Below are 18,045 nucleotides of genomic sequence, written 5' to 3' on the forward strand. Positions count from 1 at the left end.
AAATAAAATGCTACAATCACGCGTTCGAAAAATCTCTCAAATTTTAAAATTTGATCTATAGGTTGATTATGGCTTCAGAAATCGAGAAAAAGAAGAAAACGGCTGCGGAAGAAGTTGAGCAGAAATCCAAGGGCTTAAATGCTTTTTTATGGGTTCTGGTCGTATTGCTTGTTGCCATCGCCGCCGTCGGTAATATTTATTTTACTGATCAATTTGCCACGCCCGTCCGTGTGATCGGTGTGATCCTTTTATTAGTCGTCGCATTAGCACTCGCCGCCCTTACTAATCAGGGTAAAACGGCGCGCACCTTCTTCGGCGAATCCAGAATCGAATTGAGAAGAATCGTATGGCCGACCCGTCCGGAAACCATGCAGACAACATTTATCGTGATGGGCGTTACCGTACTGACTTCATTAATTTTATGGGGTTTCGACAGTATCATCGTTTCATTGTTGAAATTCTTAACCGATTTGAGGTTCTAAAATGACAGACAATGCAGCAAAAAAACGCTGGTACGTATTACAGGCGTTTTCAGGTTTTGAAGGTCGTGTGGCGGCAACCTTGCGCGAATACATTAAGTTAAACGCCATGGAAGATCAGTTCGGCGAAGTGTTGGTTCCTACCGAAGAAGTGGTGGAGAACGTTGCCGGTAAACGCCGCAAAAGCGAGCGGAAATTCTTCCCGGGCTATGTGCTGGTACAAATGGAAATGAACGACGATACCTGGCACCTTGTTCGCAGTGTTCCGCGCGTAATGGGTTTTATCGGCGGTACGCCGGATAAACCAGCACCGATCAGCAATCGTGAAGCGGATATTATTCTGAACCGTTTGGAACAGAGCAGCGATAAACCAAGACCGAAAACCACCTTTATGCCCGGTGAAGAAGTGCGCGTTACCGAAGGGCCGTTCGCCGACTTTAACGGTACGGTGGAAGAAGTGGATTATGAAAAAAGCCGGGTTAAAGTATCCGTATCCATCTTCGGTCGTGCTACACCGGTGGAACTGGAGTTCGGTCAGGTGGAAAAAGCCAGCTGATTTTCACCGCACTTTTTCCGTCTTCCGGAGGGAAGGTGATTAAAGTGCGGTCGTTTTTTTTCAAGTTTTTTAGTACTGAACTTGAAATTACGGCTGTGTTTAATTAGAATACAGCCCTTTAATCAACAGGGGAGCCGAATCCTCGGCGATATCACCCACAATAAAGGAAATTAAAATGGCAAAGAAAGTTCAAGCCTACGTTAAGCTGCAGGTTGCAGCGGGTATGGCTAACCCGTCTCCGCCGGTTGGTCCTGCATTGGGTCAGCAAGGCGTAAACATCATGGAATTCTGTAAAGCGTTCAACGCACGTACCGAAAGTTTGGAAAAAGGTTTACCTATTCCTGTCGTGATCACCGTTTATGCCGACCGTTCATTCACTTTCGTGACTAAAACACCTCCGGCAGCCGTATTGCTGAAAAAAGCTGCGGGCGTTAAATCCGGTTCCGGTAAACCGAACAAAGATAAAGTCGGTAAAGTAACCCGTGAACAGGTACGTCAGATCGCCGAAACTAAAGCGGCGGATATGACCGGTGCAACTATCGAAACCAAAATGAAATCTATTGAAGGTACTGCGCGTTCAATGGGTTTGGTAGTGGAGGACTAATCAATGGCTAAACTTACCAAACGTATGAAAGCGATTAAAGCAGGCGTAGATTCAACTAAAGCTTACGAAATCAACGAAGCCATCGCATTATTGAAACAGTTCGCTACAGCGAAATTCAACGAAAGCGTTGACGTAGCGGTGAATTTAGGTATTGATGCACGTAAATCCGATCAGAACGTACGTGGCGCTACCGTACTTCCACATGGTACAGGTCGTTCCGTTCGCGTCGCCGTATTTACACAGGGTGCAAATGCCGATGCAGCGAAAGAAGCGGGCGCAGATTTAGTGGGTATGGAAGATCTTGCCGATCAGATCAAGAAAGGCGAAATGAACTTCGATGTAGTTATTGCTTCTCCGGATGCAATGCGCGTAGTTGGTCAGTTAGGTCAGATCCTTGGTCCGCGCGGTTTAATGCCTAACCCGAAAGTAGGTACCGTAACTCCTAATGTTGCGGAAGCGGTTAAAAATGCGAAATCCGGACAGGTTCGTTACCGTAATGACAAAAACGGTATTATCCATACCACCATCGGTAAAGCGGATTTCTCTGCGGAACAGTTAAAAGAAAACTTACAGGCCTTGTTAGCGGCTTTAACTAAAGCTAAACCGGCAAGCGCTAAGGGTATCTTTATTAAGAAAGTAAGTGTTTCTACTACTCAGGGCGCCGGTGTCCAGGTAGATCAGAGCAGCTTATAATCTGTACCGACCCTTTACAAAGGCATAGTTTATATTTATAATTCTATGCCTTATTTTTGCGGCTATCCGCAAATATGATTTTTTCTGGCTGGTGCTTGACCTTATTCAAGCCCCGTCCGAGACCGTAGGGGAAAGCGATTTCTTAATTATCCTACGTAGATGGTGAACAGAGTATGAATTTTTCTGCTTCTGTACACCGAAGTGGTCCTGATATGCAGTTGAATATCAGGTAATTTAATTCCGAGCAATCGGAGTGTATTCAGGAGCTAAAAGCCAATGGCATTAAATCTTCAAGATAAGCAAGCAATTGTTGCTGAAGTAAATGAAGCAGCCAAAGGTGCCCTATCTGCGGTTATCGCCGATTCACGCGGTGTTACTGTAGATAAAATGACCGAATTACGTAAAACGGCTCGTGAAGCAGGCGTTTCTATTCGCGTCGTACGTAACACTTTATTACGTCGTGCGGTGGAAGGTACTGACTTCGAATGTCTGAAAGATACGTTTGTCGGTCCTACACTTATCGCATTCTCTAACGAGCATCCGGGTGCTGCGGCACGTTTGTTCAAAGATTTTGCGAAAGCAAACGATAAGTTTGAAATTAAAGGTGCGGCCTTTGAAGGTAAAGTTCAAAATGTTGATTTCTTAGCAACATTACCGACTTACGAAGAAGCAATTGCACGTTTAATGGGTACCATGAAAGAAGCTGCGGCAGGCAAACTCGTTCGCACTTTGGCGGCATTACGCGACAAATTGGAAGCGGCTTAATTTTACATTAAGATACGCTTAACTTTTTCATTATTTTTACTTTAGGAATTGATTGTTATGTCATTAACTAACGAACAACTAATCGAAGCGATTGCTTCTAAATCCGTATCAGAAATCGTTGAATTAATCGCAGCGATGGAAGAAAAATTCGGCGTTTCAGCAGCGGCGGCAGCAGTTGCAGTAGCGGCAGGTCCGGCTGAAGCAGCAGAAGAAAAAACTGAATTCGACGTTATCCTTGCAGCAGCAGGTGCTAACAAAGTAGCAGTAATCAAAGCAGTACGTGGTGCAACAGGTTTAGGCTTGAAAGAAGCTAAAGACTTAGTTGAATCTGCACCTGCAGCATTAAAAGAAGGCATCTCTAAAGCTGAAGCCGAAGCGCTTAAGAAAGAATTAGAAGAAGCCGGCGCACAAGTAGAAGTCAAATAATTTTTGATTATCTCTTGTCCTGTTTCAGGCCTGATGGCTGGTGGTTTATCCATCAGCCATTTTGTGCTATCAAACTGAAACAAAAAAACAAAAACAAATTTGCCGTTTAATTGCTTTTTGTTTTTACTCGGATTAATACAGCATTTTAATTCGGGCAACCCACTACAGAAGTAAGGTTCAGAGTGCGGTCATCTAACAAACGGTATCAAATACACTGCACCAATGGCGAAAGCATTGCGTGTGCTAATTGTGGGTCACTGAACAGCAAGCAGAGGAACCCTATGGTTTACTCCTATACCGAGAAAAAACGTATTCGTAAAGACTTCGGCAAACGTCCGCAAGTATTAAACGTACCTTATTTATTAACAATTCAATTAGACTCTTTCGAGAAGTTCATTCAGAGAGATCCAGAAGGACAACAGGGGCTGGAAGCCGCATTCCGTTCCGTATTCCCGATTATCAGCAATAACGGCAGCACCGAATTACAATATGTCAGTTACAAGCTGGGCGAGCCTGTTTTCGACGTGCGCGAATGTCAGATTCGCGGAACCACCTTTGCCGCCCCGCTGCGCGTGAAATTGCGTTTAGTCAGCTATGATAAAGATGCGGCGCCGGGCACGATTAAAGATATTAAAGAACAAGATGTTTACATGGGCGAAATCCCGCTGATGACCGATAACGGTACCTTTGTGATTAACGGTACTGAGCGTGTTATCGTGTCGCAGCTGCATCGCAGCCCGGGCGTATTCTTCGACAGTGATAAAGGTAAAACCCATTCTTCCGGTAAAGTATTATATAACGCAAGAATTATTCCTTACCGCGGTTCTTGGCTGGATTTCGAATTCGATCCGAAAGACAATTTATTCGCACGTATCGACCGCCGTCGTAAATTACCGGCGACCATTATTCTGCGTGCCTTAGACTATACTACCGAACAGATTTTAGATTTATTCTTCGATAAAATTGTTTTCGAGATTCAGGACAGCAAATTATTAATGGAGCTGGTGCCGGACAGATTGCGCGGCGAAACGGCGACCTTTGATATTGAAGCGAACGGAAAAGTCTATGTGGAACGCGGCCGTCGTATTACCGCGCGGCATATTAAGGCTTTGCAGAAAGATAATATCACTAAGGTTGAAGTGCCGACCGACTATATCGTCGGTAAGGTAGCGGCAAAAGATTATGTGGATTTAGACTCCGGCGAAGTGCTTTGCGCCGCTAACATGGAGATTTCCCTGGAAACCCTGGCGAAGCTGGCTCAGGCGGGATATAGCACAATCGAAACTTTATTTACCAATGATTTGGACTACGGCCCTTATATTTCGGAAACCTTAAGGGTTGATCCTTCCTACGATCGCTTAAGTGCCCTGGTAGAAATCTACCGTATGATGCGTCCGGGCGAACCGCCGACAAAAGAGGCGGCGGAAGCCTTATTCGATAACCTGTTCTTCTCTACCGAACGCTATGATCTGTCTGCGGTGGGACGAATGAAATTCAACCGTTCTTTAGGTCTGAACGAATCCGTCGGTTCCGGCGTATTAAGCAAAGAAGATATTGTCAGCGTTATGAAAAAACTGATCGATATCCGTAACGGTCGCGGCGAAGTGGACGATATCGACCACTTAGGCAACCGTCGTATCCGCTCCGTCGGTGAAATGGCGGAAAATCAGTTCCGTATCGGTCTGGTGCGGGTGGAAAGAGCGGTTAAAGAACGTCTTTCTTTAGGTGATCTGGATGCGGTTACGCCACAGGATTTAATCAATGCTAAACCGATTTCCGCAGCGGTGAAAGAGTTTTTCGGTTCTTCTCAGCTGTCTCAGTTTATGGATCAGAACAACCCGTTATCGGAAGTTACCCATAAACGTCGTATTTCCGCCTTAGGGCCGGGTGGTTTAACCCGTGAAAGAGCGGGCTTTGAAGTTCGTGACGTACATGCGACCCATTATGGCCGTGTATGTCCGATTGAAACGCCGGAAGGACCGAATATCGGTTTGATCAACTCATTGTCCGTGTATGCGCGTACTAATAATTACGGCTTCTTGGAAACCCCTTACCGTAAAGTAATCGACGGTCAGGTTACGGAAGAAATCGAATATCTTTCCGCAATTGAAGAAGGCAACTACGTTATCGCTCAGGCGAACTCCAATCTGGATGAAAATCAGCGTTTTACCGATGCCTTTGTAACCTGTCGCGGTGAACATGGTGAATCCGGTTTATATCGTCCGGAAGATATCCATTATATGGACGTTTCCACTCAGCAGGTGGTTTCCGTTGCGGCGGCGTTAATTCCGTTCCTTGAGCACGACGATGCGAACCGTGCGCTGATGGGAGCGAACATGCAACGTCAGGCGGTACCTACATTGCGTGCGGATAAACCTTTGGTAGGTACGGGGATCGAAAAAGCGGTGGCTCTTGACTCCGGTGTTGCGGTAGTGGCTAAACGCGGCGGTACCATTCAATATGTGGACGCCTCCCGTATCGTAGTAAAAGTTAATGAAGACGAAACCGTACCGGGCGAAGCGGGCATTGATATTTATAACTTAATTAAATATACCCGTTCCAACCAGAATACCTGTATTAACCAGATTCCTTGCGTTTCTTTAGGCGAGCCTATCGGACGCGGTGAAGTTTTGGCGGACGGTCCGTCTACGGATTTAGGCGAACTGGCTTTAGGTCAGAATATCCGTGTAGCCTTTATGCCTTGGAACGGATATAACTTTGAAGACTCCATGTTGGTTTCCGAGCGGGTAGTACAGCAAGATCGCTTTACCACCATTCATATTCAGGAATTATCCTGTGTGGCGCGCGATACCAAACTGGGTGCGGAAGAAATCACCGCGGATATTCCTAACGTAGGTGAAGCGGCCCTAAGCAAACTGGATGAGTCCGGTATCGTTTATGTGGGTGCGGAAGTGCGCGGCGGCGATATTCTGGTGGGTAAGGTAACACCGAAAGGCGAAACTCAGCTGACTCCGGAAGAAAAATTATTGCGCGCCATCTTCGGTGAAAAAGCTTCCGATGTGAAGGATTCTTCTCTGCGCGTACCAAACAGTGTTTCAGGTACGGTTATCGATGTTCAGGTCTTTACCCGCGACGGCGTGGAAAAAGACAAGCGCGCCCTTGAAATTGAAGAAATGCAATTAAAACAGGCGAAGAAAGACCTGGTGGAAGAACTGGAAATTTTAGAAGCCGGTTTATTCTCTCGTGTGCGCAATTTGTTAGTGGAAGGCGGTATTGCGGAAAAAGATCTGCAGCATCTGGAACGGACGAAATGGCTGGAACAGACCTTAGCCGACGAAGCGAAACAAAGCCAGTTGGAACAGCTTGCCGAACAGTATGAAGAACTGCGGAAAGACTTTGAACATAAGTTGGAAGTGAAACGCGGTAAAATCATTCAGGGCGATGATCTGGCGCCGGGCGTACTCAAGGTGGTTAAAGTTTACCTTGCGGTGAAACGTCAGATCCAGCCGGGTGATAAAATGGCGGGTCGCCATGGTAACAAAGGGGTTATCTCGAAAATTAACCCGGTTGAAGATATGCCGTATGATGAAAACGGTCAGCCGGTGGAAATCGTACTTAACCCGCTCGGGGTTCCTTCACGTATGAATATCGGTCAGATTCTTGAAACTCACTTGGGTCTGGCGGCGAAAGGTATCGGTGATCAAATCAACGCCATGCTGAAACAGAAGCAGGAAGTCGAGAAACTGCGCGGCTACATTCAAAAAGCCTATGATTTGGGCGGCGGTTCGCAGAAAGTGGATTTGAGTACCTTTACTGACGAAGAAGTGATGCGTCTGGCACATAACCTGCGTAAGGGTATGCCGCTGGCGACGCCGGTTTTCGACGGTGCGCACGAAGAAGAGATCAAAGATCTTCTGGCACTGGGCGGATTACCGACTTCCGGCCAGATTACATTGTATGACGGACGTACCGGTGAGAAATTCGAGCGTCAGGTTACTGTCGGCTATATGTATATGCTCAAACTGAACCACCTGGTGGACGACAAAATGCATGCTCGTTCAACCGGTTCTTACAGTCTGGTAACTCAGCAACCGCTAGGCGGTAAAGCGCAGTTCGGTGGTCAGCGTTTCGGTGAGATGGAAGTTTGGGCGCTGGAAGCCTATGGCGCGGCCTACACCTTACAGGAAATGCTAACCGTTAAATCCGATGATGTGAACGGTCGTACCAAAATGTATAAGAATATTGTCAGCGGTACGCACCAGATGGATCCGGGCACACCGGAATCTTTCAACGTGATTATGAAAGAAATCCGTTCACTCGGGTTAAATATCGATCTGGACGAAGAGTAATCCCGACAGGGCGATAAACCAAAGTAAGCTCAAGTGCGGTCGAAAATTTTAAAGTTTTTTAACCGCACTTGAATAAGTTTAACTCCGACAGGAGCAAATCTGTGAAAGACTTAGTTAAGTTTTTAAAAGCGCAATCAAAATCCAGTGAAGATTTTGATGTGATCAAAATCGGTTTAGCCTCACCGGATATGATCCGTTCTTGGTCATTCGGCGAAGTGAAAAAACCGGAAACCATCAACTACCGAACCTTCAAACCGGAACGGGACGGCCTGTTTTGTGCACGTATCTTCGGACCGGTGAAAGATTACGAATGTTTGTGCGGTAAATATAAACGTTTGAAACATCGCGGCGTTATCTGTGAAAAATGCGGCGTTGAAGTTACTCAGACCAAAGTACGTCGTGAACGTATGGGGCATATCGAACTAGCTTCGCCGGTGGCCCATATCTGGTTTTTGAAATCTCTGCCGTCCCGCATCGGTTTATTATTAGATATGCCGTTGCGCGATATTGAACGCGTATTGTATTTTGAATCCTATATTGTGATTGAACCCGGTATGACCGATTTGGAAAAAGGTCAGCTGTTAACCGAAGAACAATTTATGGATGCGGAAGATCGCTGGGCAGACGAATTTGATGCGAAAATGGGGGCGGAAGCCATTCAGGCCTTATTGCGCGATATGGATTTGGCTCAGGAATGTGAAAAATTACGCGAAGAGCTGCAGGAAACCAATTCCGAAACGAAACGCAAAAAAATCACTAAACGCCTGAAATTATTGGAAGCTTTTATTCAGTCCGGCAATAAACCGGAATGGATGGTAATGAACGTATTACCGGTGCTGCCGCCGGATCTGCGTCCGTTGGTTCCTTTGGACGGCGGTCGTTTCGCTACCTCCGATCTGAACGATTTGTACCGTCGCGTAATTAACCGTAACAATCGTTTAAAACGCTTATTGGATCTGATTGCACCGGATATTATCGTACGCAACGAGAAACGTATGCTACAGGAATCCGTTGACGCTTTATTGGATAACGGCAGACGCGGTCGCGCCATTACCGGTTCAAACAAACGTCCGTTAAAATCCTTGGCCGATATGATCAAGGGTAAACAGGGTCGTTTCCGTCAGAACCTCTTGGGTAAACGTGTGGATTACTCCGGTCGTTCGGTAATTACCGTAGGACCTTACCTGCATCTGCATCAGTGCGGTTTGCCGAAAAAAATGGCGTTGGAATTATTCCGTCCGTTTATTTATGCCAAATTGGAAAGCCGCGGATTCGCTTCAACGATTAAAGCAGCGAAGAAAATGGTGGAACGTGAAGACGCTATCGTATGGGATATCTTAGCCGAAGTTATTCGCGAACATCCGATTCTGTTAAACCGTGCGCCGACATTGCACCGTTTAGGTATTCAGGCTTTTGAACCTATACTGATCGAGGGTAAAGCCATTCAGTTGCACCCGTTGGTATGTGCGGCCTTTAACGCGGACTTCGACGGCGACCAGATGGCGGTTCACGTTCCTTTGACCCTTGAAGCCCAGCTGGAAGCGCGTGCGCTGATGATGTCAACGAATAACATCTTATCTCCGGCCAACGGTGATCCTATTATCGTACCTTCGCAGGACGTGGTATTGGGTCTTTACTATATGACTCGCGAGAAAGTAAACGCCAAGGGCGAAGGTATGTTGCTGCAGGATCCGCGCGAAGCGGAAAAAGCCTATCGTACCGGTCAGGCGGAATTACATGCACGGGTTAAAGTACGTATCACCGAATATGTAAAAAACGAAGCGGGCGAATTTGATGCGCAGACCAATTTGGTGGATACCACCATCGGTCGTGCGATTTTGTGGATGATTGCGCCGAAAGGCATGTCGTTTAATTTATTCAACCAAACTTTGGGTAAAAAGGCGATCTCCAAACTGATTAACGAAAGCTATCGTCGTCTGGGCATGAAGCCGAGCGTTATGTTTGCCGACCAGATCATGTATACCGGTTTTGCTTATGCGGCGCGTTCCGGTTCTTCCGTCGGTATCGACGATATGGTTATTCCGACCAAGAAATACGAAATTATTTCCGCTGCGGAACACGAAGTAGCGGAAATTCAGGAACAATTCCAGTCCGGTTTGGTAACCGCAGGCGAACGCTATAATAAAGTGATCGATATCTGGGCGGCGGCGAACGAACGCGTGGCCAAGGCGATGATGGAAAATCTTTCTACCGAAGAAGTGATTAACCGCGATGGCCAGCCGGAAAAACAGGCGTCCTTTAACAGCATCTTTATGATGGCGGATTCCGGTGCTCGTGGTTCTGCGGCGCAGATTCGTCAGTTGGCGGGTATGCGCGGTCTGATGGCGCGTCCGGACGGTTCGATTATCGAAACCCCGATTACCGCAAACTTCCGTGAAGGTTTGAACGTATTACAGTACTTTATTTCAACCCATGGTGCGCGTAAAGGTTTGGCGGATACCGCATTGAAAACGGCAAACTCCGGTTATCTGACCCGCCGTCTGGTAGATGTGGCTCAGGATCTGGTTATTGTTGAAGAAGACTGCGGCACCCATGAGGGTATCGTGATGACTCCGCTGATTGAAGGTGGTGATGTAAAAGAAGCCTTGCGTGATCGCGTTCTGGGGCGTGTGGCGGCGGAAGATATCCTGAAACCGGGTAGCAATGAAGTGCTGATTCCTCGCAATACCTTATTGGACGAAAAACTTTGTGATCTGATTGACGCAAATTCCGTCGATAGTATTAAAGTTCGCTCGGTAGTAACCTGTGATACGGATTTCGGCGTATGTGCTAAATGTTACGGTCGTGATCTGGCCCGCGGCCACCTGATTAATCAGGGGGAAGCGGTTGGGGTTATCGCCGCACAGTCTATCGGTGAACCGGGAACTCAGTTAACCATGCGTACCTTCCATATCGGTGGTGCGGCTTCCGCAGCGGCGAAAGAATCCAGCGTACAGGTGAAAAATACCGGTACCATTCGCTTAACCAATGTGAAATCCGTTACCAATAAAGAGGGTAAACTGGTACTTACTTCACGTAATACCGAGTTGGCGATTATCGATACCTTCGGTCGTACCAAAGAGCATTATAAAGTGCCTTACGGTGCGGTGCTGAGCAAGGCCGACGGCCAGGAAGTAACCGCAGGCGAAACCGTTGCCAACTGGGATCCGCATACCATGCCGGTGGTTTCCGAAGTGGGCGGTTTTGTGAAATTCGTCGATATCGTGGACGGTCTGACCGTAACGCGTCAAACCGATGAATTGACCGGCTTATCCTCTATCGTGGTACAGGATGTGGGTGAACGTGCTACCGCTGGTAAGGACTTACGTCCGGCGATTAAATTGGTAGACGCTCAGGGGAATGACATTCTGATTTCCGGTACCGATGTGGTGGCGCAGTACTTCCTGCCGGGTAAAGCGATTGTTACCTTAGATGACGGTGCCGAAGTACATGTGGGTGAACCTCTGGCTCGTATTCCACAAGAATCCGTAGGTACGAAAGATATTACCGGCGGTCTGCCGCGCGTAGCGGATCTTTTCGAAGCGCGTAAACCGAAAGAGCCGGCCATTTTGGCGGAAATTTCCGGTATTGTTTCCTTCGGTAAAGAAACCAAGGGCAAACGTCGTTTACTGATTACCCCGGTTGAGGGTGAAGCCTATGAAGAAATGATTCCGAAATGGCGTCAGCTCAACGTATTTGAAGGCGAAATGGTACAGCGCGGCGATTTAATCTCCGACGGCGCGGAAACGCCGCATGATATTTTACGTTTACGCGGCGTACATGCGGTAACCGATTATATCGTCAACGAAGTGCAGGAAGTTTACCGCCTACAAGGGGTAAAAATTAACGATAAACACATTGAAGTTATCGTTCGTCAGATGTTGCGTAAAGCGATTATCACCAATGCTTACGATTCAGAGTTCCTTGAAGGGGAACAGGTTGAAGTGGCACGGGTGAAAATCGTCAACCGTAAACGTGCGGCGGAAGGCAAACCTTTGGTAGAGTTCGAGCGCGAGCTGCTTGGTATCACCAAGGCTTCTCTTGCTACCGAGTCCTTTATTTCGGCGGCATCCTTCCAGGAAACGACGCGCGTGTTGACAGAAGCGGCGGTTGCCGGTAAACGCGACGAACTGCGCGGTCTGAAAGAGAACGTTATCGTAGGTCGTCTGATTCCGGCCGGTACCGGTTTCGCCTATCACCAGAATCGGGTGAAAAACCGTCATAACCTTGTGAATATTGCGGATGAAAACGAAGTGAAATTCTCAGCGGCGGACGAAGCGGAAATCGAAGCGGAATTCAATCTTATCGCTGAAGATCCTACCGCAAGTTTGGCGGAAATGCTGAATATGGCGGATGATGCGGAATAAGCACAGAGGCCGATAGAACAAAGCCCTTATTTAACCTAAATAAGGGCTTTTTAATTATTAAATAAAAGCAACAGAGCTATAATAAGCGCGGAAGTTTTACGTTGCATACTGATAAATTCATGAAACCTTATTTCAATTTAGAGATTCCCGTTCAGGCTAATGAGCATAAGATTCTAGCCAATGTTTTACCCGGCGCCGATGCGCTGGCAATCAGCGAAATCGTTGCCCGGCATGAGGGATTGACGGTGGTGGTAACCGTTGATACCCGAAGTGCGGTGGTTTTGGAGAAAGTTTTACGCCAACTATGTACGCAGGAAGTGCGTTTTTTCCCCGATTGGGAAACCTTGCCTTATGACGCCTTTTCTCCCCATCAGGAAATTATTTCCGAACGGCTGAGAACATTATTCTATTTGCAAAATAATCCGCGCGGCGTACTTATCCTACCTATTACTACGCTGTTGCAGCGGGTTTGTCCGCCGCAGTATCTGCACCATAATGTTTTGTTGGTGAAAAAGGGCGATCGTTTGGTGATAGATAAATTACGTCTGCAGCTGGAAAGTGCCGGCTATCGGGCGGTAGAACAGGTATTGGAACACGGCGAATATGCGGTACGCGGCGCCCTGTTGGATCTTTTTCCGATGGGAAGTAAGCAGCCGTTCCGACTGGATTTTTTTGACGATGAGATTGACAGTATCCGTCATTTCGATGTGGACAGCCAGCGCACGCTGAAAGAAATTGAGGCGGTTAATTTACTGCCCGCCCACGAGTTTCCCAGCGATGAGAAAGGAATAGAATTTTTCCGCGCTTCCTTTCGCGAAACCTTCGGTGAAATCCGGCGGGATCCGGAGCATATTTATCAGCAAATCAGCAAAGGTACGTTGGTCAGCGGCATCGAATATTGGCAGCCGTTGTTTTTTCCACAAATGGCCACCCTATTTGACTATCTGCCGGAGCAGTGCCTATTTATCGATACGGATCAGAATCAGGCTCAGGCGATGCGCTTTTATCAGGATGCGGAGCAGCGCTACGAAAGCCGCAAAATTGATCCTATGCGCCCGTTATTGCCGCCGGAGCGACTGTGGCTACGGATTGACGAAGTTAACCGCCAGCTCAAACAATATCCGCGTATCAGTTTAAAAGCGGAGCGGGTGCGCAGCTCGGTAAAACAGAAAAACCTGAGCGTACGTCCGCTGCCGGAATTAAAAATACAGGCTCAGCATAAAGAACCTTTGCAACAGTTGCGGCATTTTCTGCAGGAATTTAAAGGGCATAAGTTATTTTCGGTTGAAACCGAGGGGCGACGGGAAACTCTGCTCGAACTACTGGCACCGCTTAAATTGAAACCGGTGCCGATACAAAATTTATCCCAGGCAGAACAACACCCCTGCGGATTATTAATTAGCAACCTAAACCACGGCTTTATTATTGAGCCGGAAGAAGGGGAACCCATTGCCCTGATTTGCGAAACGGAATTACTCGGCGAACGGGTTCAGCAACGTAGCCGTGATAAGCGTAAAAATGTAAATCCGGATACTTTGATCCGTAACCTGGCGGAATTAAAAATCGGTCAAGCCGTGGTTCATCTGGAACATGGGGTTGGCCGTTACGGCGGTTTGGTTACCTTGGAAAACGGCGGGATCAAAGCAGAATATTTACTGCTGCATTATGCCAATGAGGCGAAACTCTATGTTCCTGTTGCCGCTTTACATCTGATTAGCCGCTATGTAGGCGGTAGTGATGAAAATGCACCTCTGCATAAGCTCGGTAGCGATGCCTGGGTGAAGGCTCGTCAGAAAGCGGCGGAAAAGATCCGCGATGTGGCCGCCGAATTACTGGATGTGTATGCTCAGCGTGAAACTCAACAGGGATTTGCGTTTCAATATCCGCGCGAAGAATTTCGCCAGTTTGCGGCCAGCTTCCCCTTTGAAGAAACTCTTGATCAGGAAATGGCCATCAATGCGGTGATTTCCGATATGTGTCAGCCGAAAGCCATGGATCGTCTAGTATGCGGCGATGTGGGTTTTGGTAAAACCGAGGTGGCGATGCGCGCCGCTTTTTTAGCGGTAATGAACCATAAACAGGTTGCGGTATTGGTACCTACCACCTTACTGGCGCAACAACATTATGAAAACTTCCGTGATCGCTTCGCTAATTTACCGATTAATGTGGAAATGGTTTCCCGCTTTAAAACCGCCAAGGAACAAAAACAGATTCTGGAGAATCTGGCAGAAGGTAAAGTGGATATTTTGATCGGAACTCATAAACTGATTCAATCGGAAGTAAAATTTCATGATCTCGGCTTACTGGTTATTGATGAAGAACATCGTTTCGGTGTTCGTCAGAAGGAAAAAATCAAACGGCTGCGGGCAAATATCGATATTTTAACCCTAACCGCCACCCCGATTCCGCGTACCCTGAATATGGCGATGAACGGTATTCGAGATCTGTCGATTATTTCCACTCCGCCGGCGCGCCGTTTGACGATTAAAACCTTTGTGCGCCAGAACGATCATATGCTTATTCGCGAGGCGGTGTTACGTGAAATATTGCGCGGCGGGCAGGTTTATTATTTGCATAATGATGTTGCCAGCATTGAAAATTGCGCTCAAAAACTGAGCGAACTTATTCCGGAGGCGCGCATTACCATCGGACACGGGCAAATGCGCGAGCGTGAACTGGAGCGGGTCATGTCCGATTTTTATCATCAGCGTTTTAATGTTTTGGTTTGCTCCACCATTATTGAAACCGGAATCGATGTGCCGAGTGCCAACACCATTATTATCGAACGGGCGGATAAATTCGGACTGGCGCAGCTGCATCAGTTGCGCGGCAGGGTTGGCCGTTCTCACCATCAAGCCTATGCCTATTTGTTAACACCGCCGCCGAAATTAATGAGTAAAGACGCTCAGAAACGGCTAGAAGCCTTAGAAAGTTTGGATAATCTGGGGGCGGGCTTTATTCTGGCGACCCATGATCTGGAAATTCGCGGAGCGGGTGAATTACTCGGTTCGGAACAGAGCGGACAGATTGAAAGCATCGGTTTTTCTCTTTATATGGAACTGCTGGAAAATGCCGTACGTGCAATGAAAGAAGGAAGGGAGCCTTCTCTGGAAGAAATTACCCGCCGCCAGACCGATATTGATTTACGTATTCCGGCCTTATTACCGGAGGATTACCTCGGTGATGTGAATATGCGCCTGTCTTTCTACAAACGTATCGCCGGTGCGGAGAATAAACAGGGATTGGACGAGCTGAAAGTGGAGTTGATCGACCGCTTCGGCGCTTTACCGGAAGCCACACAGAATTTGCTGCGGATTACCGAATTGCGTTTAAATGCAGCGGTATTGAAAATCCTACGCATCGATGCCTATGCACAGGGAGGATTTATTGAATTTGCTCCCGATGCGGATTTGGATCCGGGCAAGTTTTTACAGTTGATTCGACAGGCGCCTCAGGTTTACCGTTTTGACGGCGCCAGCAAATTCCGTTTCAATATTGAATTGAATGAGGCGAAAGCACGCCTGGATTTTGTGGCGGAACTGCTAAAAAATATCGCCTGATTTTTCCCGGCTAGCCCGGTGGAAAACTTAAGGATTTTCCACCGCTCTTTTAGATTAAAGCGGGGTAAGTTTTTGAATGAAAATAAAATCTTAGCGATGCTTGCCAATCGGCATGGCAGAAGTTAGTATGCAACAGACAATTTTATTTATTCAGCAAGGAGACAATATGTATTTTGATCAAATCAAAGCCGAACTTGACGAAGCGGCGGACGTACTGAACAAATTTATCGGCGACGAAAACAATATTAAGCTGATTGAACGGGCGGCACTGCTGATTTCCGACAGCTTTAAACAGGGGGGCAAGGTATTGTCCTGCGGAAACGGCGGATCTCACTGCGACGCTATGCACTTCGCCGAAGAACTGACCGGACGCTATCGCGAAAATCGTCCCGGTTATCCGGCCATTGCCATTTCCGATGTCAGCCACCTTAGCTGTGTTAGTAACGATTTCGGCTATGATTATGTTTTCTCCCGCTATATTGAAGCTGTAGGGCAGAAAGGCGATGTTTTATTCGGCCTGTCCACCTCGGGAAATTCAAAAAACGTATTAAATGCGATTAAAGCGGCGAAAGAAAAAGGTATGAAAGTGATCGCCATGACCGGTAAAGACGGCGGACAAATGGCAGGTCTGGCCGATGTGGAAATCCGGGTTCCGCATTTCCGTTATGCGGATCGCATTCAAGAAATTCATATTAAGGTCATTCATATTTTGATGATGCTGATTGAATTCGAAATGGCGAAGCAGGCCTGAAATTAACCCGATCTGCTCCGCCTTATCCGGCCGCCGCCGGACTGATTATTCCCCGCACCCTGCGGGGATTTTTATGCCGCTTCCTTTATTCCAGCCAGCCCATGCTCAGTAGCGTTTTCCACCAGGCCATACCGAGGGTGGCGTGAATAATCAGGCTGCCGAAGGCGATAATTGCCCCCGCCGTCCACCAGGATTTAATATCGTTATAACCCGCACCAAAGGTAATAGGGCCGGGACCACCGCCGTAATGGGTGAGAGAACCGCCGTAGGAGTTGGAAAACAGTAAGGCCAGTGCCAGTAATTCTACCGGAGCACCTGCTACTTTGCCGACGGTGGCGAATACCGGAACCATAGCGGCGACATAAGCACCGCCGGAAGCGAACAGATAACGTACTGATACGCTGAGCAGCAGGATAACTAGTAAGCTAATTTCAGCATCGGCCCCGAAGTTTACATAGTGGCTTAGGGTTTGCGCCAGCCAATCGAAAAATTTGGCTTTTTCCAGAATTGCCGACATGCCGATAATCCCGCCGTACCAAATCAGCGTATCCCATCCGGCTTTATTTTTGCGGATATCGTCCCAGGACACGATATTCAGCAGGATACAGGATACCATCGTAACCAGTGCCACCGTGGTCGCATTAATATGCAGTGCGGCGGCGAAAATCCAGCCGCCCAGGGCGCAGAGGAACAGTACAGCCAGCGCCTTTTCGCGAAAGCTCATCGGCCCCAGCTGCTCCAACCCCTGACGGGCGATACTGTGGTTATCCACACGTTTCATTTCCGGCGGGCAGACCAGATAACAAATAAGCGGAATAAACAGCAGGCAAACCAATCCCGGTACCGAGGCGGCCAGAAACCATTGCAACCAGTTGAGTTCGATTCCCAGAATCGGCCCCATTAAGGATAGGGCCAGGGCATTCGGCGCCATGGCGGTTAAGAAAATATAACTGGTGGTTTTTACCACCATATAGACGTTCAGCAGCAGATAGCGCCCGGCTTTCTTCGGCGAGGTTTCCGGCTCCGAACCTAGGGCGACCGCCACGCTGTTGATAATCGGAAAGACAATGCCGCCGGCACGTGCCGTGTTGGAAGGGGTTGCCGGCGCCAGCAGCAAATCCAGACACATGGTGACATAACCCAGGCGCAAGGTGGTGCTTCCCATTTTATCGATCATATGATAGGCGATTCTTTTACCCAGCCCCGTAATGACAAAGGCGGAACTGAGGGTAAAGGCGGTGAAGATTAACCAGGTGGTACCAGATTGATAGCCGCTGAGGGTCTGTCCGATTTTAACCAATGCGGCGGCGTTTTCGGTATTACCGATGGTGACGGCGGACGCGGCGACGGCGGCGAGCAGAATCACCGGTTCGCCGTAGGGTTTTAATACCAAGCCGACAATAGTGGCGAGATACAGACCGAATAAGCGCCAGGCGATTAGGGGCAATCCTTGCGGGGTGGGCAACAGAAAGATTAGGGTCGGAATGACCGCTAGGATAATAAGTTTTCCGGTTTTATTGAGAGCCATAGTCAA

11 protein-coding genes are annotated in these 18,045 nt (G+C 47.8%); 10 read left to right on the forward strand and 1 reads right to left on the reverse strand.

All coding sequences use genetic code 11. The features are described from left to right. Nucleotides 1–68 precede the first annotated feature (68 nt). The 10 genes from secE to lpcA all read left to right on the forward strand — a co-directional run bounded on the left by secE (nt 69) and on the right by lpcA (nt 16,511). Nucleotides 69–482, forward strand: a complete 414-nt coding sequence (gene secE, locus EDC45_RS00200; protein WP_133542279.1) for a preprotein translocase subunit SecE — start codon at nt 69–71, stop codon at nt 480–482. Between the two features lies 1 nt (nt 483). Then, on the forward strand, nt 484–1,035 hold the full coding sequence (nusG, locus tag EDC45_RS00205) for a transcription termination/antitermination protein NusG (protein WP_133542280.1): 552 nt from the start codon (nt 484–486) through the stop codon (nt 1,033–1,035). Nucleotides 1,036–1,210: 175 nt separating this feature from the next. Continuing rightward, a complete protein-coding gene (gene rplK, locus EDC45_RS00210; protein ID WP_133542282.1) occupies nt 1,211–1,639 on the forward strand; it encodes a 50S ribosomal protein L11 in 429 nt (142 codons plus the stop codon). A gap of 3 nt (nt 1,640–1,642) precedes the next feature. Continuing rightward, nucleotides 1,643–2,332 carry a 50S ribosomal protein L1 gene (gene rplA / locus EDC45_RS00215; RefSeq protein ID WP_133542285.1) on the forward strand — a complete coding sequence of 230 codons (690 nt, stop codon included), beginning with the start codon at nt 1,643–1,645 and terminating at the stop codon, nt 2,330–2,332. Nucleotides 2,333–2,608: 276 nt separating this feature from the next. Further along, nucleotides 2,609–3,097 carry a 50S ribosomal protein L10 gene (gene rplJ, locus EDC45_RS00220; protein WP_133542287.1) on the forward strand — a complete coding sequence of 163 codons (489 nt, stop codon included), beginning with the start codon at nt 2,609–2,611 and terminating at the stop codon, nt 3,095–3,097. Nucleotides 3,098–3,154: 57 nt separating this feature from the next. Beyond that, the gene (rplL, locus tag EDC45_RS00225; RefSeq protein WP_133542289.1) at nt 3,155–3,523 is read left to right on the forward strand and encodes a 50S ribosomal protein L7/L12; all 369 of its coding nucleotides are present in this window, start codon (nt 3,155–3,157) and stop codon (nt 3,521–3,523) included. Between the two features lie 281 nt (nt 3,524–3,804). Next, nucleotides 3,805–7,833: a DNA-directed RNA polymerase subunit beta gene (gene rpoB / locus EDC45_RS00230; protein WP_133542291.1), complete on the forward strand. Its 4,029-nt coding sequence runs from the start codon at nt 3,805–3,807 to the stop codon at nt 7,831–7,833. A 101-nt stretch (nt 7,834–7,934) separates the two neighbouring features. After that, entirely contained in the window at nt 7,935–12,200 is a 4,266-nt protein-coding gene (gene rpoC, locus EDC45_RS00235) for a DNA-directed RNA polymerase subunit beta' (protein ID WP_133542293.1), read from the forward strand. Nucleotides 12,201–12,319: 119 nt separating this feature from the next. Continuing rightward, complete coding sequence (gene mfd / locus EDC45_RS00240; protein WP_133542295.1) at nt 12,320–15,760, forward strand: transcription-repair coupling factor; 3,441 nt, start codon at nt 12,320–12,322, stop codon at nt 15,758–15,760. Between the two features lie 166 nt (nt 15,761–15,926). After that, the gene (lpcA, locus tag EDC45_RS00245; protein ID WP_133543227.1) at nt 15,927–16,511 is read left to right on the forward strand and encodes a D-sedoheptulose 7-phosphate isomerase; all 585 of its coding nucleotides are present in this window, start codon (nt 15,927–15,929) and stop codon (nt 16,509–16,511) included. Nucleotides 16,512–16,596: 85 nt separating this feature from the next. On the opposite strand, the gene EDC45_RS00250 is transcribed toward lpcA, so the two are convergent. Continuing rightward, entirely contained in the window at nt 16,597–18,039 is a 1,443-nt protein-coding gene (locus tag EDC45_RS00250) for an anion permease (protein WP_133542297.1), read from the reverse strand. Between the last annotated feature and the right edge of the window lie 6 nt (nt 18,040–18,045).

It is taken from the genome of Mesocricetibacter intestinalis (genome assembly GCF_004363295.1).
GTDB lineage: Bacteria > Pseudomonadota > Gammaproteobacteria > Enterobacterales > Pasteurellaceae > Mesocricetibacter > Mesocricetibacter intestinalis.

Coding starts and splice junctions, on each gene's coding strand:
- secE (WP_133542279.1), top strand. CDS start 69: ATGGCTTCAGAAATCGAGAAAAAGAAGAAAACGGCTGCGGAAGAAGTT.
- nusG (WP_133542280.1), top strand. CDS start 484: ATGACAGACAATGCAGCAAAAAAACGCTGGTACGTATTACAGGCGTTT.
- rplK (WP_133542282.1), top strand. CDS start 1,211: ATGGCAAAGAAAGTTCAAGCCTACGTTAAGCTGCAGGTTGCAGCGGGT.
- rplA (WP_133542285.1), top strand. CDS start 1,643: ATGGCTAAACTTACCAAACGTATGAAAGCGATTAAAGCAGGCGTAGAT.
- rplJ (WP_133542287.1), top strand. CDS start 2,609: ATGGCATTAAATCTTCAAGATAAGCAAGCAATTGTTGCTGAAGTAAAT.
- rplL (WP_133542289.1), top strand. CDS start 3,155: ATGTCATTAACTAACGAACAACTAATCGAAGCGATTGCTTCTAAATCC.
- rpoB (WP_133542291.1), top strand. CDS start 3,805: ATGGTTTACTCCTATACCGAGAAAAAACGTATTCGTAAAGACTTCGGC.
- mfd (WP_133542295.1), top strand. CDS start 12,320: ATGAAACCTTATTTCAATTTAGAGATTCCCGTTCAGGCTAATGAGCAT.
- lpcA (WP_133543227.1), top strand. CDS start 15,927: ATGTATTTTGATCAAATCAAAGCCGAACTTGACGAAGCGGCGGACGTA.
- EDC45_RS00250 (WP_133542297.1), bottom strand. CDS start 18,039: ATGGCTCTCAATAAAACCGGAAAACTTATTATCCTAGCGGTCATTCCG.